Genomic DNA, 18,098 nt, shown 5'->3' with positions numbered 1-18,098 from the left:
GTGCCCTCTGCTCAACAAAGCCTTTTGCTTACTTTTGGGCTTTCAAAAGTAAGAAATGTCTATACAAACTCACTAACACCTAACGTGGTATTAAAGACTGTATGGCAACATGACTATGCTCAACATCACATATAGAATATAAAATTATAAAAACGGATTATTAACTTCTTGTTCAGCTGGACGTTCAATTTTCTCAGGCAATTCTTCTTTTTCCAAAGCTGCAACCACATCGTTTAAAAAGCTCTGCAATACCTTTGCCTGCTCTAAGCCGACTTTGTCTTTAGTAATTTGCAAATTGCCATAAATGCTCACGCAATCGACATCATTTTCTAATGTTAAATCTTCAATTGAAGAAGACTCGGTACCCTTTTCAAATGGCTTAAACATAAGTGTGTCTCGTTGTTATATCTTCACAGTGTAATACGATCAATTTAAAAAAAATCAATCAAAATTAAAAGTGCCGATAAAATTAAAAAAGCGCCCATCAAGATATTAAAATATTTCAAACGGTTACCTTGGTTTAGCACCACTGAAAATTTATCACCACAGAATCCCCAAAAGAACAAACACACATAACAGGTGAAAAAATAAATAACGATAAAAATCGGCAACGCCTGCGGGTTTTCAATGCTGGTAAACATGGTTATACCCGATACACAAGCTAACCACGCTTTAGGGTTAAGCCACTGTAACAAGAACCCATCTTTAAAATTGGGAATAATGATCTGTTCGACAGGATCACTTGAAATAGAAATATTTGCAGCAGAAAGAATAATTTTAATCCCGATATAACAAACAAAGAGCGTTCCACAAATCGCAAGAATTTTTAAAACAACTGGAAATTGAGTTAATACACTTTGCAGGCCAAATGCCATAAAAATCAAAAGCAAAGTAAAACCAATGGTAGCACCTGAAATATACGGAACTGATCTTTTTAAACCATGATTTAAGCTGGTCGATAAAATGACGGTATTGACGGGACCCGGGGTAATAGACATAGCAAAAGAAAAAAGAAACATCGAGGCAAACATTGTTATTGTCCTTATTCGAATAAATGGATAAACAGACAGATCTGTATGCTCATCTTATTGTATTGAATAAGAACTGTGCAACAATGTTTACATGCGAGTTATTTAATGATTTGCAAGAAATAGTTCACCAAGGCTTCTACCAATTGTTTCACAATCGCCTTTCTAGTTTCTTCATCAATACTTGGAACTTTTGATTCCATAGGTTCAGAAGACGTATTTTTTTGCTTTTTAAACTGATCTTGTAATGCGTGAATCTGATCTTTAGTTAAATCTTGTTCACACTGGCTTTCTCCATCCCAGTGCAAATAATCTAATTTCTGATTTGGCTTAACTTGGCTAGATGTTAATGGCAGACGATAAACATTACGTTTTTGTTGTTCGGTAAGTTGAGGAAATAAGTTAATTCCTAACTTTTCTTCCAAATAACAAACACTCACGACCTTAACCTGCTGCGAGTTGTTATTTGGTGCATAGTAAGCGCCAATTGCACCCGTTTTAGGATAATAAACAGCTTTATATACGGCGCTTGGAACAATAACACCACGCCCAATCGTTTTGAGTCGTTGACCTTCAAAAATTGGTCCCGTCACGATATAGGCATCTTGCTTTTGCTTAGTAACAACAGCACGTGTAGCGTCTTCAAGCTTACGCCAAACTTCCTGATTATTTTTAGGGGCCTGCGGAACCATATTACTGAGCGAGAAGCTATCGTATTGCGAGTCTTTAGTTGGCATATCACCATTTGGGGACATGTGCCCACGGTCATAGCCTGAGCCACGATAATCGCTTAACAATGAACGGTGACGCTCTGGGACACGTGTTTCTTCGTGGAAATTATCTTCACGTTTAATTCTAGTGCTTAAACGTTCAGGACTTAGATATTCAGCTGACCATAACGGCGTTTTAGACATACCCGAGTACAGAACATTGAAGCCATTAAAACACAGCGCATAACTGTCTTTTTTTAAACTTTCTTTATTTAGGGCAGGTGGAACTTCACGATAAAACTGATTTAGACAAGTCGAGTTGGTACTTAAAGGCGAAAACCATTGTGAAATTTTTTCACCACCAAAAGCGATGGCAAAGCTTCCTGCTGCCACTCCGGCCAGTACAATTTTGCCAAAATGCTCACTTAAAGAAAAATCACCGAAGATGCCTGAACTACTTTTTTTGCTTGCCATGTTTCTATCAATACCACTGTCCACACGCAGCTTAACAATCCTGCTTTTTTAAGTATATCGCTTATCTTTCAAATGGTTAAAACATGGTCATCTTTTTTGTAACTCCATTTCCCCTTACGTAACAATCTGTTGGGATTGTGAGGAACTTTCACTATTGAATTGGGTTAATTGCGTATCTTTCATTGAAAAGCCCTTATGCCTTATGACATGGTTAGCTCCACAAATTTGGATAAAAATATAAACGGAGTCCATTTAATGATCCATTCAAAGATTATTGGTATTGGCGTAATTGCTGGACTGTGCAGTATGGCAGCCCTAGCTGAACCTGCGGTCCAACCAGGTGAAACTTTAGAAAGTTTGTCTAAAGTAAAAGTCACTACAACCGTCAATGGCCAGCCTGGCTCTATTAGTGATTTAGTGAATAGTGGGAAAGTACAACCTGTTTCTGCTCCGCCAACAGGTGCAGCCCCTACGGGTGCTCCTATTCCAGCTGATGTACCTCCTGCTCCTCCAGCAGATGCACCACCAGCACCTCCAGCGGGCGGTGATATGGCTGCTCCAGCGCCACAAGACCCAAATACTCCACCGCCACCAGCCGACCCGAACCAGTCTGCGGACCCAATGGCAAAAGATGGTGCTTTACCAGCAGATGCGCCAATGGCACAAGCTCAATAATCGGAGCCATAAAAAAACCAAGACTTATGTCTTGGTTTTTTTATTACATCAAATTTTATATTTCGATTTGACTACCTAACTCCACCACTCGGTTGGTTGGAATTTGGTAGAAGTCACTCACCGGACTGGTATTACGCTGCATCGAAATAAACAGCTTTTCTCTCCATGGCGACATACCATCACCCACCGAGTGAACAATACGATCGCGCGAAATAAAGAAGCTGATATGCATTAAGTCGTATTCAAGACCTAACTGCTCATAAGCTTTCATGAGTGCTTTTGGCACATTCATTTCATCTTTAAAACCATAGAAAATTTTAATACGGTAGAAATGTTCAGCTAAAGCTTCTGTCGTAATACGTTCTTCTGGTGCAACGAAAGGTACATCTTCAATCACCACAGTGACCAGAATATTACGCTGATGCAGTACTTTGTTGTGCTTGATGTTATGCAACATGGCATGAGGTACAACGTTTGGTGTACCTGTCATAAACACGGCATCACCCGGTACCCAATGCACGCTATTACCAATACTTTTCACAAACAAGTCTAAAGACAACGTGTCATGTTCGAGTTTAGCAAAGGTAAGCTCACGACCACGTTTCCATGTCATTAAGATAGTGACCGCAATACCACCAATGAGCAACGGCACCCAACCACCTGATAGCACTTTAAGTGAAGTTGCTGCGACTAAAACCGATTCTAAAATGAAGAATGGAATAATCAGTAACACCACTTTTGGCCAGCTCCATTTCCACGCCGAGTAGATAAAGATGGAAACCAAAATCGTGTCACACAGCATGGTTAAGGTCACTGCTAAACCATAAGCACTTGCCAAGTTTGAGCTGGTTTTGAAAATCAGAATTAAGATAATAATTGCGATTAAAAGTAACCAGTTTAAGAACGGTACATAGATCTGACCTTCTTCAGACTCAGAGGTATGTTTAATACTTAAACGTGGCAAATAACCCAATTGAATCGCTTGGCGAGCAAGAGAAAACACCCCTGAAATTACAGCTTGAGAGGCAATCACTGTTGCCATAGTCGCCATAATAATCATTGGGTAAAGTGCCCACTGAGGAACCAGTAAATAGAATGGGTTTTCAATTGCCGCAGGGTCACGAAGTAACAATGCGCCCTGTCCTGCATAGTTTAAAACTAAGCATGGCAACACCACAAAGAACCACGCAAGACGAATCGGAACTGGTCCAAAATGTCCCATGTCGGCATAAAGTGCTTCACCACCTGTCACGGTTAACACCACAGCACCCATCACAAAAAAGGTCATGACTGGATGATGATAGATAAACTGAATTGCCCAATGCGGGCTAAACATGCCGAGTACAATTGGTGTTTGAATCACGCTATGAAGGCCTAATGCACCTAAAGAGATAAACCACACAAGCGTAATTGGACCAAAGAACTTACCTACAAACGCAGTACCATGTTTTTGCACTAAAAACAGCGTAATGATAATGGCAATTGCAATTGGCATAATGAACGGGTCAAAAACATTGGTTGCAATAGACAACCCTTCGACCGCGGACAATACCGAAATTGCTGGGGTAATAATACCGTCACCAAAGAACAGCGATGCCCCAATAAAGCCAATGGCAATCATGTAGATTTTTTTGTTGTCGGCAATTTTTGCTTTACGCAAATTCAATGCGAGTAAGGCCATAATACCGCCTTCCCCATTGTTATCTGCACGCATGACAATTGCGACATACTTGATGCTGATAATCAGCATTAAGCACCAAAAAATAATGGATAAAATTCCTAATACGTTTTCAGGCTGAATTCCCAAACCATGGGCAGCATGGAAGGACTCTTTCAAGGCATAGAGCGGACTCGTTCCGATGTCTCCAAAGACCACCCCAAGAGCTGCCAAAGCCGTGGCAGGCAAGGTCGCTTTTTTGGCCGTATTTTGCATTGTGTAATTAAACCAATAGATTTTTAGCGCAATCTTATCACCTCTATTATTTTTTTTCTGTAATGCTCGTCTTAAATCTTGGCAGAACCTGATTTTTTAGTTACTATCGCACGCCTTGGTGAGGTGTCCGAGTGGCTTAAGGAGCACGCCTGGAAAGTGTGTATACGTTTGCGCGTATCGAGGGTTCGAATCCCTCTCTCACCGCCAGAATTCAAATTTAAAGAAGCTTAAACTTAATCGGTTTAGGCTTTTTTATTGGCTAAAACACTAAAAATAGCCAAAAGAATATTGATAATTTTTATATCCATCACAACGTTTAAATTTAAGTAAATATTTAAATTCAATGCAGAATCTTATCTCTTTAGCTAAAAAAAGCCTGCTCGAGCATCGCAACTTAAACCTGCCTTTTGCGGTCTATTCAGCTTACCAAGAGCAAAAAATCACAAACGTTCCGATTTCTAAACCCCTACTCATTATTGTATTAAGTGGATACAAAGAACTTGGAAAATCTGAAAATATTAAGTGTGATGCTGGTTCTTTTATTTTTTTAGCCAACAGCTCTAGCATTGATATGCGTAATATTCCTGATCAGGAAGAATATTTCGCTCTTCTTATCGAGTTTGATTTTGAAGATTTTAATGACTTGCCTCAAAACGCGGGTACTTCTCAGAACTATGTTCAAGGCCAGCTTAATTCTCTTTTAGAAAGTGCCCTGTATCAGTTTATAGACTTCTCTTTAGTTGCCCCTCCTTCTGCGTTTAAATTTAGAAAAAGAGAACTTTTAGAACTTATTTATTATTCGGGCTATACCGACATTGCTAAACTCAAAATGAATACAAGCTTGAGCGAAAAAGTTCAGGCTTTTATTTCTGATCATTTATCTACTGAACTCACCGCTGAATTTATCGCGGCTCAACTTTTTATGAGTTCATCGACGCTACGAAGAAAACTGAAAAGCGAAGGAAACAGCATTCAGGACATTCGTAATAGAGTACGACTAGGCCATGGACTGCATCTTATTCAAACCACCAATAACAGTATTGGCAATATTGCATTTGAATGTGGCTATCAATCTCAATCTCGATTTACTGAACAATTTAAAAATTTGTTTGGGATTACCCCACGTGAGCTACGCAAAACCAAAATGCTCACTTAGGGCGAATTTATGGCAAATCTGCGTATAAAAAATTTTTAGAAGAAAACTTAAGATCTTTTGCACACTTAAAAAAGTTCTTGAGAAAGTAAATGAAAAAAGTAGCAGTAATTTTGTCGGGTTGTGGTTATTTAGATGGTTCTGAAATTAGAGAATCTGTTTTAACCCTATTAGCTTTAGATACAGCCAATATTGAATATCAAATTTTTGCACCTGATGAGCCTTTATTTCATGTCATCGACCATGCGAGTGGCGAAATAAACATGACTGAGCGGAGAAATATTTTACAAGAAGCGGCAAGAATTGCCCGAGGTGAAATTTCACTACTGCATAAGCTCGATGCAAATGAATTTGATGGGCTTCTACTTCCGGGTGGTTTTGGCGTCGCAAAAAATTTATCAACTTTTGCGTTTAAAGGCGCAGAGGCACGAGTACATGGTACGGTAGCTTCAATTTTAAAAGCGTTTCATCAGAGTAAGAAACCGATTGGCGCAATATGCATATCCCCTGCACTCTTGGCACTTACGTTTGGAGAATTACACCCAACTATTACGTTAGGGTCGGACCTTAACATTGCTAAGGAAATTGAAAAAACGGGTTCAATTCACCGTGTTTGTCAAACCTCAGACTGTGTGGTCGATCAACAAAACTTATTTGTTACTACCCCTGCCTATATGGATGATCAAGCTAACTTAAAAGATATTTATGCAGGGATTACAAGCTTGGTTGATGCCATGACAACTTTGGAAAATTAAGATGTTTGATGAGGGATAGAGATTTCTATCCCTTTATTTGATTGCGTTCTTTGTATAAATCTAATCAACGATAAGTAACTTCGCACCATTTAAGCTAAAAGACTGGTGTGGCTCTGAATTGTCTCCGACTTGATAACTCATGCCTGACGTTAAAGTAAATGTTCGCCCGTCTTTCAATCTACTTTCTAGCTCACCTTCTAGGCAAAATAAAATGTGCCCTTTTTCACACCAATGGTCTGCCAAATAGTTTGCAGAGTACTCGACAAGCCTCACTCTAATTTTATTTCCTTCTTCACCAAAAAATTGGGTTTTCCAATAAGGTTTTCCTGTTTCACCGCTATATTCAGTGACTTCAATTTCTTCCCAGTTTGTAATTTGAAATGGAAAAGGCGCGATATTCATAGTTTTTCCAGAGACGTATTATTGTATTTTCAACTTATAGACAAAATTGGTTTTTGCAAACGATTTAAAGCATTTACTCTTAAGGTCCACTGCCTAAATCAAAAAGAAGTCCGTTAGATTTCCCTCATCAGCCTTAATCCAAATCGAACACTTCTAATGACTCTACATAAGGCAAAATAAGATATTCATGATGAGATAAATGTTGTTCTAGCTGGTTATGCGTTGTTTGATTGAATTGATAAAAGTTGCTCAACTCATTAAGCAATTGAGGCGTTTTATTTGCATCAAATTTTGGTGTTTTCATAAAGAATAATAAGCTTGCACCTAAACCCACATACTCTAAGCCATAGTTTTGATCTAAATGCTCAATCAAGCTAAAAGACTCAAAAGGGTTCAAATCACAACTAAAATATCCATTGAGGCATGCTGCAAATTTTTGAGTTTCAGTTTGACTATTGACTAACTTTACTTGAATAACAGCATCTAAAATTTTTTCGGGTTCAGCATTGATCTGTAGCAGAGTCGCTTGATCTTCATCGCTATAGTTAAGCTTTTTAGGCAAGTTATTAAAGTCTATATAATTTTCTGGCTTCAATAACTGTTCAATATGATATTGAAGTTCTAAAGGTCGAGTATTTTCCCAACTTGCTGCACTGTCATCTTCAACGAATTCTGTAGTATCAAAATAAAGACCATCTCCCATTGAAGCATGCATGGATGTGTATTCACATTGCCCAATATCTTCTAAAAGTAATAATACTTTTTTAGGTAAATGCTTCTGCTTAATTTCTGAATATAAGTTAACAACATCGTTCCATGAGTTTATTTCACTGATTGTTGCGTAGCATATTAATTCATGAGCATCGTCAGTTATAAGGGAATTTTCTTTTTCTTTAATATCAAGAATAGTCATAAATTTTTAAATTTAATCTATATTTAGCGGACATTTATACCATAAATAAATTGTATATTTAACTTAAAACCTTAATCTAATTTTTCAAAAATCTTCTATATAAGAAGCCCAAACTCTCAAGTCTAGGCCTCCCCCTTTTTAAGCTTACTCAGACAGCGCTAATAACTTCTGAACATACTGAACCGCATTATCCGCTATGTCTTGTTGAGTGGGCACATCGTCATCTTCTGATGGATTTGTGTCTATACCATAAAATGCATGAAGTGGTTGATAGTCTGCCCCAACATATAAAGCTGTTAGCTTAAATGGAGTAAAAATTTGCTCTAAAGAAAGGTTATATCCACCATACTCTGAATAAACTTTTTCTTGCACACCCGCAGATAAAGCCAACATAAACTTTTTATTTTTAAGCTTGTCACCTGTTGAACCATACCCCCACCCATAAGTCACAACTTCATCAATCCATTGTTTCAATAGCGGCGGACAGTTAAACCAATACACTGGAAATTGAAATACTAAATTTTCGTGTTCTTCGACCAGTGCTTGTTCTTTAGCAACATCAATCACCCCATCTGGGTAGGCTTGATAAATTTGGTGAACCGTAAATTGGTCGGGGTGTTTTTCTAGTTCTTCTACCCATCTTTTATTTACAACAGATTGGTCTATGTGAGGATGGGTAACAATGACTAATGTCTTTTTCATTATGAAAACACTCTTATCGGAAAGTTGATAAATCGATTATAGAAGTGTGCTTTCCTAAATATAAGTACGGTAATTTATGTTATATACTATACTAAAAGATAGTGTAGATTTTAAAATGACTGAGTGCATTCCTTCATATACACCATTAGAAGATACGGGTTTTGGCTATACCCTTTCTTTGATTAATGGCAAATATAAAATGATTATTATGTATTGGCTGTATGAAAAAAATGTCATGCGTTTTAATGAGATGCAACGTTGTATTGGCAATATTTCGTTTAGAACACTCAGTAATACGCTTAAAGAATTGGAAAGAGATGGACTGATTACTCGCAAGGAATATCCTCAAATTCCGCCAAAGGTTGAGTATCGTCTTTCAGAAAAAGGGCAATCTTTAATTCCTTTGTTAGATATGATGTGCCAATGGGGCGAGCAAAATAAGCCGTCTTAGTTTTATAGACTTGAAGTGATACTAAATATGAGAAATGAATTAAGAGAAATGTTTATTAAGGGATGCGACGATAAAATTGAGAAGAAGGGAGACAATGTCGGTCTGTCTTTTTATGCTTTTTTTAAAAATAAGAATGATAATCCTGAGCTACTGATGGAAGCAGCGCATTGGTGGATTATGGAGCATAAGCTAGATCACTTTGAGAAGGCGGTTAAAATTAAACAGTTGGTTTTAAGTGAGCAGTAAAAGTTAGAGTGAAAGACTATTCTAAAAGAGGATAGTCTTTAATTTTCATACTAGAGATAAAGTGAGAAAGGATAAAAATGTTTATAAATACTTTATCTAGTTTTCTTGAAAAATTAGCCTCAAAAGAAGAATTGGATGAATGGTATTTATCTACTTTCATTGATGAGAATATTTATTCGCTATTACCAGCAGAAGCTTTTGAATTTTCTTCACATGTTATAAAGCTTATTAAAAATGACGCTCAGCTAGACTATACCTATGAATTACTAATAATTTTATTAGCCCTCCAACATCAGTCTGACAGTAAGCGTCCGCTGAACCCCACTTTTTCTAACTCATTAATACCGCGATAGTGTCCACTTAAATTTAAGTGGACACCTATTTATGGATTTAAAGACAGTTATAGACAGTGCACCAACGCTAAAAAAGCCCCGTCGAACCTTCACAGCTGAATTTAAACATCAACTTATTCAGCAATGCCAGCAGCCAGATACATCAGTGGCCAAGGTAGCAATGCAACATCAGATCAATGCCAATCTGCTACATAAATGGATTCGTCAGTCCAGATCAATGCCCCCTGCATTAAAAACCCCATCCATTCCACAGACTGACTTTCTTCCGGTCATTCTTCACCCGACTCCAGTCAAACAAGAAGCACCTCTACCACCTGTGCCAGAGAAGAAAGCTGTCGCTCATATCAGGATTCCATTACATGAGGCACCAAGTTCCGCAAGGGATCAGATGATCGAGATCGACTGGCCGGTGGAGTCAGTAACTGAATTACTGTTGCTGATCCAGGGTTTGACTCAATGATTCGTATTGATGAGATCTGGTTGTCTACCCAGCCGATGGACATGCGTGCAGGGATGGATACAGCCATGGCTCAGGTGCTGAGAGCCTTTGGCTACATCAAACCGCATTGCGCTTACCTGTTCTGTAATAAGCGTGGCCATCGTATGAAAGTGCTGGTGCATGATGGACTGGGTATCTGGCTGTGTGCCCGGCGGCTGGAACAGGGGAAATTCCACTGGGCTAAAGTTCACCAGGGTGAAAGTATGGCGATCAGCCCGGAGCAGTTACAGGCACTGATCCAGGGTTTGCCCTGGCAAAGAATCGGACTGCAGCAAGTGGTAACAATGCTCTAAACCAGGCTCATCCATTCTGCTATTCTCCAAACGTTCTATTTCCTCTGCATCATGACCTCAGGCATACTGCGGTCATGAATACGCTGCCTGATTTAAGCCAACTGACCCATGAACAACTGCTGGAATTTACCAGACAGTTGGCGATGCAGCATCAGTCTCTGGCACAATCTAAACAACAACTGGAACAATCAAATCAGCAATTAGATGCCAGAGTTCAACATCTTGAAGTCACCAATCAGCAATTAGATTCTAAAGTTCAACATCTTTCTATTCTCAATCAAAAATACGAGCATGAGCTTGCACTATTTAAACAGCATAAATTCGGCAGTAAAAACGAACATCTAACCGCAAAACAAATCCATCTCTGGGATGAAGCGGTTGAAGAAGATATTGCAGCGGTTGATCTGGAACTGGAACGACTGAATGCAGATAAAACCAATGCAGCTGCACAGAAAGCCCCAGTCAACAAACCTAAACGTCGGCTGTTGCCAGATCATCTACACACCCTCCGTATTGAGCATGAACCTGAATCAACACAATGCAGTTGTGGCTGTACCTTGCGTCGTATCGGTGAAGATGTCAGTGAAAAACTGAATTTCAGACCGGCACAGTTCTATAAGGAACAGCATGTGCGTGGTAAATGGGTCTGTGATCAGTGTGACACTCTGACTCAGCAAGCGATGCCAGCCTATGTGATTGATAAAGGCATTGCTTCACCTGAATTGCTTAGCCATGTGCTGGTGTCAAAGTATGCCGATCATTTGCCTTTGTACCGTCAACGTCAAATCTTTCTACGCGCAGGTGTTGATCTGTCTAGATCAACGTTATCTGACTGGATTGGCCGCTGTGGGGTGGAACTGGAACCTCTGGCCAATGCCTTAAAACAGGTGGTACTGCAACAGCAGGTGATCCATGCAGATGAAACACCGGTGACGGTCATGCAGATGGGTGAAAATGAGAAAAAGCCCAAAAAAGGTTATGTCTGGGCCTATGCCAGCACACAGTACAATCCAGTTCAGGCAGTGATCTATGACTTTCAAGATAGCCGTTCTGGCCAGCATGCTGAAGACTTCCTGAAAGGCTGGCAGGGTCATTTGGTCTGTGATGATTACAGTGGTTATAAAGCACGCTTTAGATCAGGTCAGGTCATTGAGGTGGGCTGCATGGCACATGCACGTCGTAAATTCCATGAACTACATGTGACCAAGAAAAGTCAGGTCGCTGAACAGGCATTAGTGCTGATTCAGAAATTATATGCGATAGAAGCAGAATTAAGAAAAAAGACGGATGGTACAGCGGAAGACCGCTGCGAATACCGACAACAGCATAGTCAACCGGTCATGCAACAACTATATGAATGGCTCAACCAACATCAGCTGACGGTGCCATCGAGTTCTCCAACCGCCCGGGCGATCAATTACAGCCTAAAACGTTGGACTGCTTTAAGCCGCTATCTGGATGATGGCAATCTACCCATTGACAATAATTGGATAGAGAACCAAATGCGTCCCTGGGCCTTGGGGCGTAAGAACTGGCTATTTGCAGGTTCGCTGCGCAGTGGTCAACGAGCTGCCAATATCATGACTTTAATCCAGTCAGCAAAGCTGAATGGCTTGGATCCGTATGCCTATTTAAGTGATGTGCTGAAAAGGTTGCCAACACATAAAGTGCCCCAAATAGAAGAATTACTACCTCACCGCTGGAAACCTGAACCCCGTTAAAACTTGGCGATGGCGTTCAGCGGATGCTTACGTCTGACACAACTCAGCTGCCTGAAATTCTAAAAAATAGTCCTAATTTTTTTGATGAAATTATTCAAAAGAATCCTGAAATATATATTCTAAATTTAGCTCATGAGTTGGCTCAAAATTATCGAATCATGAGTTCCCCTCCTTAAAATAATCAAACAACTCCTCTTACGCCAAACAAAACTATCTCGATTTAAGCCATCCACCAATTTCTTTTAATACATCAACTAGCTTTTCTAATTTTCGGCCTTCCTCAGTTAAAGAATATTCAACCTTAACAGGAACTTGTGCATAGACTTCTCTTAGAATAAAACCTTCTTCTTCTAAAAAACGTAGCTCTAAAGTCAGCATTCTCTGAGAAATATTAGGAATTGCTCTGCGTAACTCATTAAAACGCATCGTTCTTTCTAATAAAAAAGAAATAATGAGCATGCGCCAACGGCCGCCTAACACCGTTATGGCTTCTTCGACTGTACAGCCTGAAATGTTATCTTTCATAGATGATTACTAAGTATAATAAATATACCTACATAACAAAAAAATGCCTAATTTACAACCTATACCTAATTATAAATAATGCTTCTATCTAACCAGTCACGGATATTTACTGTGGAATATAAAGAAATTTCAAAGAAAACCATCGGGCATTTATATTCAGCTCATTCTTCTATTAGATCTTCAGATTTAGACCCAAAACTGACTGCTTTAGCCGAGTTGTATGTATCTCAAATCAATGGTTGTGCATATTGTTGTGCTTTTCATTCCAAGGAGTTAAGAGACTTTGGCATAGCTCAAGAAGTTATTGACCAAATACCGGGGTATAAACATTCAAAAGCCTTTTCTGAAAAACAAAAAGTCGTTTTGGAGTTTGCGTCCGCAATTACCTATTTAAATGCTCCGAAACAAATTGAAGCGACCAGAGAAAGTTTGGCTCAGTATTTTAGTGAAAAAGAGATTGTAGATTTAACAGCGAGTATTTCTTTAATGGGAGCATTAAACAGACTAAGAATTACCTTAGGCGATTAAGCCCCATACAAATTTTTAAGTTTAAAAAAGGCCTAAAGTTAGGCCTTCCCCCCCATCAAATCCATTTTAAAAAATACTCAAGCAAAGCATCTCTTTCCCTTTCTTCATCTGAACTTAACAGCCCCAGAATTGTGCCATCCATCATAAATACAAAGATCTCCGCTTCTGTATAGGAAACCGTTTTTTTGGTTTCCATGAGCAAGCAGAAAATTTCATTTTTAAGCCATCGCCTATATCTGAGTGCGATTTGGTATGCATTTGGATAAAGCTTTTTAATTTCAAAAATCGCCTTAAACAACAGATAATACGCGCTTTTTAAGTCAGCATGTAAAAGATAAATTTGCCTGAGTTGATCAGACAAATCTGCATTTTGGTAAAACTCACTCACCACACTCACTTTTTCTTGTAACTGCTCTTTTTGCGTGAGCAAACACCTTTCAATAAATCTTTCTTTAGAGTGAAAGTAGTTGTAAAACGTGCCTTTATTTATTTGAGATTCGGCAATAATTTGGTCTACCCCGACCTTATTAAAGCCATATTGTTTAAATAAATCTGTTGCTGTATCAATCACGTGTAATGCCCTACGTGAAGCGTCTAAATTTTTCATGTGTACCGCTTAAAATAATTTTTTGTTGTAAATAAAAGAGATAGAAATGCCGTCACTCTTAAATTGAGCGTTAAAAACAGGCATGCAAAAGCCGCACAAAAAGGTGTGCTCGCCTACCTCGGGTTTTATTGTTGCTATGATTTTTTAGTCGTAATGACCTATGGCTTAAAACCTAGAGTCGGTTAAACCGCTCTAAAGACCAGTGGGATGTAGACCTAAAGATTTTGGCAATGGTTGCCAATGAGAGAGATGAAATAGTACGCATAATGGCGGACTCCTTGTGTATTAAAGAAGAACTACCACGATTACTGCTAAATAATGGTGGCAGAACGAAAGGGGTTAGCAGACTGGTACACAAGGACCCAGCACGCGCAAGCGCGTCCCCCTCCGTCCTACCATAGAAAAAAGGGGGACGTAAGGATCCAGTACTGAAAAGCAAGCTTTTCGTACTCTTGTGTAAAAGGGTCTGCTAAAACCCACTGGCAATATGGCCAGCAGGCAAAGGATAATCCGCGTGTTTTTAAGTGTCAATGTGATATTGGCTATTCATTTATAAAGATTATTTTTATTTTTCATTGGCCTAGTGATTTAAGAATATATTTTCTTAAAGTTTAATTTATCTGCTTATTTTATTATTAATTTACCGTTCATTTTCAAACCTGTTTAAATGAACAGATTGATCACGCTATAAATAAAAGCTACAGTAAATAAAGTTTGAATTTTATAACTTTAAATAAATTGATAACGCATGCAGGCAATGACATGGAAACCATACATGATTTTTATCAACGCTTTTCTTTAACCAGAGGTAGCGACTACTCGGTTCCATCGACTTCGTTTGGACATTTTAACGTATTCCAACGCGATGCCTGCTCGTTTCTGACGCCTTATAGCCGCCGCGATTATTATAAAATTTCACTGGTTTTAGGCACAGGCGAACTACACTACGCCAACCGCTGGATACGAGTCGACCGCCCTGCTCTACTGTTTTCTAACCCCATGGTTCCCTATGCATGGGAAATTAATTCGCCTGAACAGGCAGGCTGGTTTTGTCTATTTACCGAAGAATTTGTAAACCAAGAGTCGCGACAAAGCTTTTTAAAAGACTCACCGCTATTTAAAGTCGACGGCGACCCGCTATATTTTTTAAATGACCTGCAGGTTGAAGAAATTTCATTTATTTTCAAAAAGATGATGAATGATATAAATTCAGACTATATTCATAAATACAACGTTTTAAGAAACTATTTGCACCTACTTGTGCACGAAGCCATGAAAATGCAACCGACCCAACAGTTTGAAAAACATAGTAATGCTGCAGTTCGGATTTGCCATTTGTTCTTTGAGTTATTAGAGCGCCAGTTTCCCATCGACTCGCCACATTTTCAGCTTAAACTCAAAACTGCAAATGACTATGCTTATGGTCTGTCGGTACATGTGAACCATTTAAACCGCGCTGTAAAAGAAGCCACAGGTAAAACGACTTCTGACCATATTAGCTCGCGCATTACGCAAGAAGCCAAAGCACTGCTCCAACACACCAGTTGGAATATTTCCGAAATTGCCTATAGCTTAGGTTTTGAATATTCAGCGTATTTCACCAACTTCTTTAAGAAAAATACGGGTTTTTCACCTAAAAAATTCCGTGAAGACTGTGTGGCCTAAAAACAGATTGTTTGAATTTTATAATTATTGGTTTGAATGTTATACGTCAGTTTGAGGCAAAGCATTTTATAGTTTTTCTACTCAAGTGATTTTGCAAAAAGAGTGTGAAAAATGAAATATAGAACTTTAGGACAAACAGGCGAAAAAGTATCAGCACTTGGTTTAGGTTGCATGGGAATGAGCTTTGCCTATGGTGCCTCAGACGACACACAAAGCATTGCCACTCTAGAAAAGGCATTAGACCTCGGCATTAACTTTTGGGACACTGCCGACATGTACGGCAACGGCGCAAACGAAGTTTTGCTCTCAAAAGTTTTAGAAAAACATCGTGACAAAGTATTTTTGGCAACCAAATTTGGCTTTCGTTATAAAGAAGATAACCTTAACCCGCAAAACTCTTTAGAGTCTTATATCGACGGTTCTCCAGAGTGGATTAAAGTTGCGGTCGAAAACAGTTTAAGACGCTTAAATACAGACGTAATTGATTTGTATTATGCGCATCGCATTGATCCAAACATTCCAGTTGAAGACACCATTGGTGCAATGGCTGATTTGGTGCAACAAGGTAAAGTTCGTTATCTAGGACTGAGTGAAGCGTCGGCGGAAACTATTCGTAAAGCGCATGCAATTCACCCAATTGCAGCAGTTCAACACGAATATTCATTGCTTACTCGTGAGCTGGAAGATACGCACTTTCAAACCATTCGTGAGTTAGGCATTAGCCTTGTGCCGTATTCACCGCTGTCGCGTGGTTTAATCACCAATACGCTTGATGTGGGTAGCCTAGATGAAAACGATTTCCGTCGTCAGTTGCCACGCTACCAAGGCGATAACTGGAAAAATAACCAAAGCTTGGCACAAGCATTTAGTGACTTTGCCCAAAGCAAAAATGCGACAGCGGCTCAACTGGCTTTGGCTTGGATTTTGGCGCAAGGTGACGACATTATTCCAATTCCGGGTACGCGTAAAATCGAACGCCTTGTAGAAAATGCGGGTGCTGTAGACCTTCATTTAACAGCGGCAGATTTGGCAGAAATTCAAGCGATTATCGCGAGATACCCAAACATGGGCGCGCGCTATAACGCTCAGCAACTTGCTGCGGTGAATCACTAATATCTAAGCCATAAAAAAGTCCGACTCAGTGTCGGACTTTTTTTAGTTTAGTCTTTGCTATATGTGCCTTGTTGGCGTCCACCGTCCCAGATCGCGTCTAAAGATTTATCTGAAATCGTTAAACTTTCAGGGAAAATACTTAAACCCTTTTTAAATTTAGCTTCTGGCTTTAAACCAATACAGTCACCGTTTTTCCACCATGTGCCTTCGGCATATTGGTCTAAAGCACCCACAGCAAGCATCCATTTAAACTTGCCATCGGGCTGAAGTAGAAGTTCCGAACCAACTTCCATCACACCATGTAAATAGTAGTGCCCACTCCACGCCTCATCGGCCTTTTGGAATTTCACTTCTTTACATGTTGTATTTGCTACATCTGCATAAACCTGAGCAGACAAAATAACCGTCGAAAGAAGTAGTAAACGTGCAAATATATTTTTCATTATTTAGTTCCTAGAGTTTTAAGCTTATTTTGCAGACTCAACTTTTAAATAAGTGCCGTCTGCATAAACGTTATGTCCAAAGCCACAGCCCGAGTTGCCATCGTTTTGTTTAACTTGAATGTAATTGCCTAATTTCGCATTAGTTTTAAAATCGAGCTGAATGCGGCAGTCTTCGTCTTTATAAATAGTTTGCTTGGCATTGGTCGGCATTTTGGTATCGAACTGCCCCATGTTTGGGCCATAAATTAAGCTTCGTAAACCCATATAAACACCTGAATAGCCAATCGCATATTGGCCCTGTTTGCGACTTACCGTGATGTGATCCCACTCACCAAAACCCGAGTAACGCACATACTCACCCGATAGGTCATTGGACACTTTAGGGGCTGGTAACTGCTGAAGGTTAAACAGGCTCGACTTTGATTTTTCATCAAGCATAAACCATGCTCTCGCCCACAGTGGCTGACCCAATTTGGCGTAGGCTAAGCCCACGTTATTGTTGGCAACTTCAATATCACGGTCGGTAAATTTAACTGTGGTTTCATCTTCATTGGCTTTACAAAATGCAGTCCAAGAGGCTTGGTTCTGAAAGTTTTCGAGCGCTTTTTTATACTGTTTTTGGTCGTAGTTTTTCTTACCTAAGCTCGCGTATTGCTTCACTTTATTACAGCCTTGTTGTAATTCTTGTTCAAAAGAAAACTCTGCATGTGTGACCGCCAAAGCCGAAAGTGTAAGAACCGCGCAACCTGAAATAATAGATTTAATCATTTTTAAAATTCTTTAATAATTAACTAATTATATAATATGAGTAAGTTTTATAAATCACAATTCTTTGAAACAAAAGTCTATTAGAATGCTTTTAGTCTTAAATAAAAATTTATTAAATCAATTCAAAATAAATCATTGAAA

General features: G+C 39.2%; 22 protein-coding genes, 1 tRNA gene and 2 pseudogenes. 14 read left to right on the top strand and 11 right to left on the bottom strand.

The annotated features are described in order from the left end of the window. Nucleotides 1-144 precede the first annotated feature (144 nt). The 3 genes from F985_RS21305 to F985_RS21295 form a co-directional block, all read right to left on the bottom strand. Nucleotides 145-387, bottom strand: coding sequence for a hypothetical protein (locus tag F985_RS21305; protein ID WP_004705090.1), 243 nt, complete (start codon nt 385-387; stop codon nt 145-147). Nucleotides 388-431: 44 nt separating this feature from the next. Continuing rightward, nucleotides 432-1,031 carry a LysE family translocator gene (locus tag F985_RS21300; RefSeq protein WP_004705089.1) on the bottom strand — a complete coding sequence of 200 codons (600 nt, stop codon included), beginning with the start codon at nt 1,029-1,031 and terminating at the stop codon, nt 432-434. Nucleotides 1,032-1,129: 98 nt separating this feature from the next. After that, nucleotides 1,130-2,212 carry a DNA/RNA non-specific endonuclease gene (locus tag F985_RS21295; protein ID WP_025469233.1) on the bottom strand — a complete coding sequence of 361 codons (1,083 nt, stop codon included), beginning with the start codon at nt 2,210-2,212 and terminating at the stop codon, nt 1,130-1,132. A gap of 255 nt (nt 2,213-2,467) precedes the next feature. Here F985_RS21295 and F985_RS21290 point away from each other — a divergent pair, with 255 nt between their 5' ends. Next, a complete protein-coding gene (locus tag F985_RS21290) occupies nt 2,468-2,887 on the top strand; it encodes a hypothetical protein (protein ID WP_004705086.1) in 420 nt (139 codons plus the stop codon). A gap of 55 nt (nt 2,888-2,942) precedes the next feature. Here F985_RS21290 and F985_RS21285 read toward each other — a convergent pair whose 3' ends face one another. Next, a complete protein-coding gene (locus F985_RS21285) occupies nt 2,943-4,820 on the bottom strand; it encodes a potassium transporter Kup (RefSeq protein WP_004705082.1) in 1,878 nt (625 codons plus the stop codon). 117 nt (nt 4,821-4,937) lie between these two features. Here F985_RS21285 and F985_RS21280 point away from each other — a divergent pair. From F985_RS21280 to elbB, 3 genes are all read left to right on the top strand, one after another. Then, a tRNA-Ser gene (locus tag F985_RS21280) sits at nt 4,938-5,027 on the top strand. A gap of 136 nt (nt 5,028-5,163) precedes the next feature. Then, a complete protein-coding gene (locus F985_RS21275; RefSeq protein WP_004705081.1) occupies nt 5,164-5,976 on the top strand; it encodes a helix-turn-helix transcriptional regulator in 813 nt (270 codons plus the stop codon). Between the two features lie 89 nt (nt 5,977-6,065). Then, nucleotides 6,066-6,728, top strand: a complete 663-nt coding sequence (gene elbB / locus F985_RS21270; RefSeq protein ID WP_004705077.1) for an isoprenoid biosynthesis glyoxalase ElbB — start codon at nt 6,066-6,068, stop codon at nt 6,726-6,728. A gap of 60 nt (nt 6,729-6,788) precedes the next feature. On the opposite strand, the gene F985_RS21265 is transcribed toward elbB, so the two are convergent. The 3 genes from F985_RS21265 to F985_RS21255 form a co-directional block, all read right to left on the bottom strand. Then, nucleotides 6,789-7,130, bottom strand: a complete 342-nt coding sequence (locus tag F985_RS21265) for a DHCW motif cupin fold protein (protein WP_004705075.1) — start codon at nt 7,128-7,130, stop codon at nt 6,789-6,791. A 133-nt stretch (nt 7,131-7,263) separates the two neighbouring features. After that, nucleotides 7,264-8,043, bottom strand: a complete 780-nt coding sequence (locus tag F985_RS21260; RefSeq protein ID WP_004705073.1) for a hypothetical protein — start codon at nt 8,041-8,043, stop codon at nt 7,264-7,266. A gap of 144 nt (nt 8,044-8,187) precedes the next feature. Continuing rightward, on the bottom strand, nt 8,188-8,745 hold the full coding sequence (locus tag F985_RS21255) for an NAD(P)H-dependent oxidoreductase (RefSeq protein ID WP_004705070.1): 558 nt from the start codon (nt 8,743-8,745) through the stop codon (nt 8,188-8,190). Nucleotides 8,746-8,860: 115 nt separating this feature from the next. Here F985_RS21255 and F985_RS21250 point away from each other — a divergent pair, with 115 nt between their 5' ends. The 7 genes and pseudogenes from F985_RS21250 to F985_RS26230 all read left to right on the top strand — a co-directional run. Beyond that, nucleotides 8,861-9,196 carry a winged helix-turn-helix transcriptional regulator gene (locus F985_RS21250; protein ID WP_005300806.1) on the top strand — a complete coding sequence of 112 codons (336 nt, stop codon included), beginning with the start codon at nt 8,861-8,863 and terminating at the stop codon, nt 9,194-9,196. Between the two features lie 27 nt (nt 9,197-9,223). Continuing rightward, nucleotides 9,224-9,442, top strand: a complete 219-nt coding sequence (locus tag F985_RS21245; RefSeq protein WP_004705067.1) for a DUF6500 family protein — start codon at nt 9,224-9,226, stop codon at nt 9,440-9,442. A 77-nt stretch (nt 9,443-9,519) separates the two neighbouring features. Then, nucleotides 9,520-9,783 (top strand): annotated as a pseudogene (locus F985_RS21240) (hypothetical protein); the annotation flags it as partial. A 43-nt stretch (nt 9,784-9,826) separates the two neighbouring features. After that, nucleotides 9,827-10,255, top strand: a complete 429-nt coding sequence (gene tnpA, locus F985_RS21235) for an IS66-like element accessory protein TnpA (RefSeq protein WP_000364662.1) — start codon at nt 9,827-9,829, stop codon at nt 10,253-10,255. Next, nucleotides 10,252-10,587 (top strand): IS66 family insertion sequence element accessory protein TnpB, encoded by a 336-nt coding sequence (gene tnpB / locus F985_RS21230; RefSeq protein WP_000618090.1) that lies wholly within the window; start codon nt 10,252-10,254, stop codon nt 10,585-10,587. Before tnpA ends, tnpB begins: the two co-directional genes overlap by 4 nt. 74 nt (nt 10,588-10,661) lie before the next feature. Further along, entirely contained in the window at nt 10,662-12,308 is a 1,647-nt protein-coding gene (locus tag F985_RS21225; RefSeq protein ID WP_001094416.1) for an IS66-like element ISAba17 family transposase, read from the top strand. Between the two features lie 32 nt (nt 12,309-12,340). Beyond that, nucleotides 12,341-12,484, top strand: a pseudogene (locus F985_RS26230) (hypothetical protein); the annotation flags it as partial. Nucleotides 12,485-12,518: 34 nt separating this feature from the next. Here F985_RS26230 and F985_RS21220 read toward each other — a convergent pair. Next, nucleotides 12,519-12,833: a winged helix-turn-helix transcriptional regulator gene (locus tag F985_RS21220; protein ID WP_004705064.1), complete on the bottom strand. Its 315-nt coding sequence runs from the start codon at nt 12,831-12,833 to the stop codon at nt 12,519-12,521. A 111-nt stretch (nt 12,834-12,944) separates the two neighbouring features. Between F985_RS21220 and F985_RS21215 the strand changes: the two genes are divergently transcribed. Beyond that, complete coding sequence (locus tag F985_RS21215) at nt 12,945-13,361, top strand: carboxymuconolactone decarboxylase family protein (RefSeq protein ID WP_004705061.1); 417 nt, start codon at nt 12,945-12,947, stop codon at nt 13,359-13,361. A 55-nt stretch (nt 13,362-13,416) separates the two neighbouring features. Here the strand turns inward: F985_RS21215 and F985_RS21210 are convergent, their stop codons facing one another. After that, nucleotides 13,417-13,968, bottom strand: coding sequence for a TetR/AcrR family transcriptional regulator (locus tag F985_RS21210; RefSeq protein ID WP_004705060.1), 552 nt, complete (start codon nt 13,966-13,968; stop codon nt 13,417-13,419). Nucleotides 13,969-14,730: 762 nt separating this feature from the next. Here F985_RS21210 and F985_RS21205 point away from each other — a divergent pair. Both F985_RS21205 and F985_RS21200 read left to right on the top strand, forming a co-directional pair. Then, nucleotides 14,731-15,633, top strand: a complete 903-nt coding sequence (locus tag F985_RS21205; RefSeq protein WP_004705058.1) for a helix-turn-helix domain-containing protein — start codon at nt 14,731-14,733, stop codon at nt 15,631-15,633. A 111-nt stretch (nt 15,634-15,744) separates the two neighbouring features. Further along, nucleotides 15,745-16,746 (top strand): aldo/keto reductase, encoded by a 1,002-nt coding sequence (locus tag F985_RS21200; RefSeq protein WP_004705057.1) that lies wholly within the window; start codon nt 15,745-15,747, stop codon nt 16,744-16,746. Nucleotides 16,747-16,793: 47 nt separating this feature from the next. Here the strand turns inward: F985_RS21200 and F985_RS21195 are convergent, their stop codons facing one another. Next, complete coding sequence (locus tag F985_RS21195; RefSeq protein ID WP_004705055.1) at nt 16,794-17,189, bottom strand: hypothetical protein; 396 nt, start codon at nt 17,187-17,189, stop codon at nt 16,794-16,796. 24 nt (nt 17,190-17,213) lie between these two features. Beyond that, the gene (locus F985_RS21190) at nt 17,214-17,957 is read right to left on the bottom strand and encodes a hypothetical protein (protein WP_004705054.1); all 744 of its coding nucleotides are present in this window, start codon (nt 17,955-17,957) and stop codon (nt 17,214-17,216) included. Nucleotides 17,958-18,098: the final 141 nt, after the last annotated feature.

This window comes from Acinetobacter seifertii (assembly GCF_000368065.1).
GTDB lineage: Bacteria > Pseudomonadota > Gammaproteobacteria > Pseudomonadales > Moraxellaceae > Acinetobacter > Acinetobacter seifertii.
This window is presented reverse-complemented; position numbering and strand designations above follow the sequence as displayed.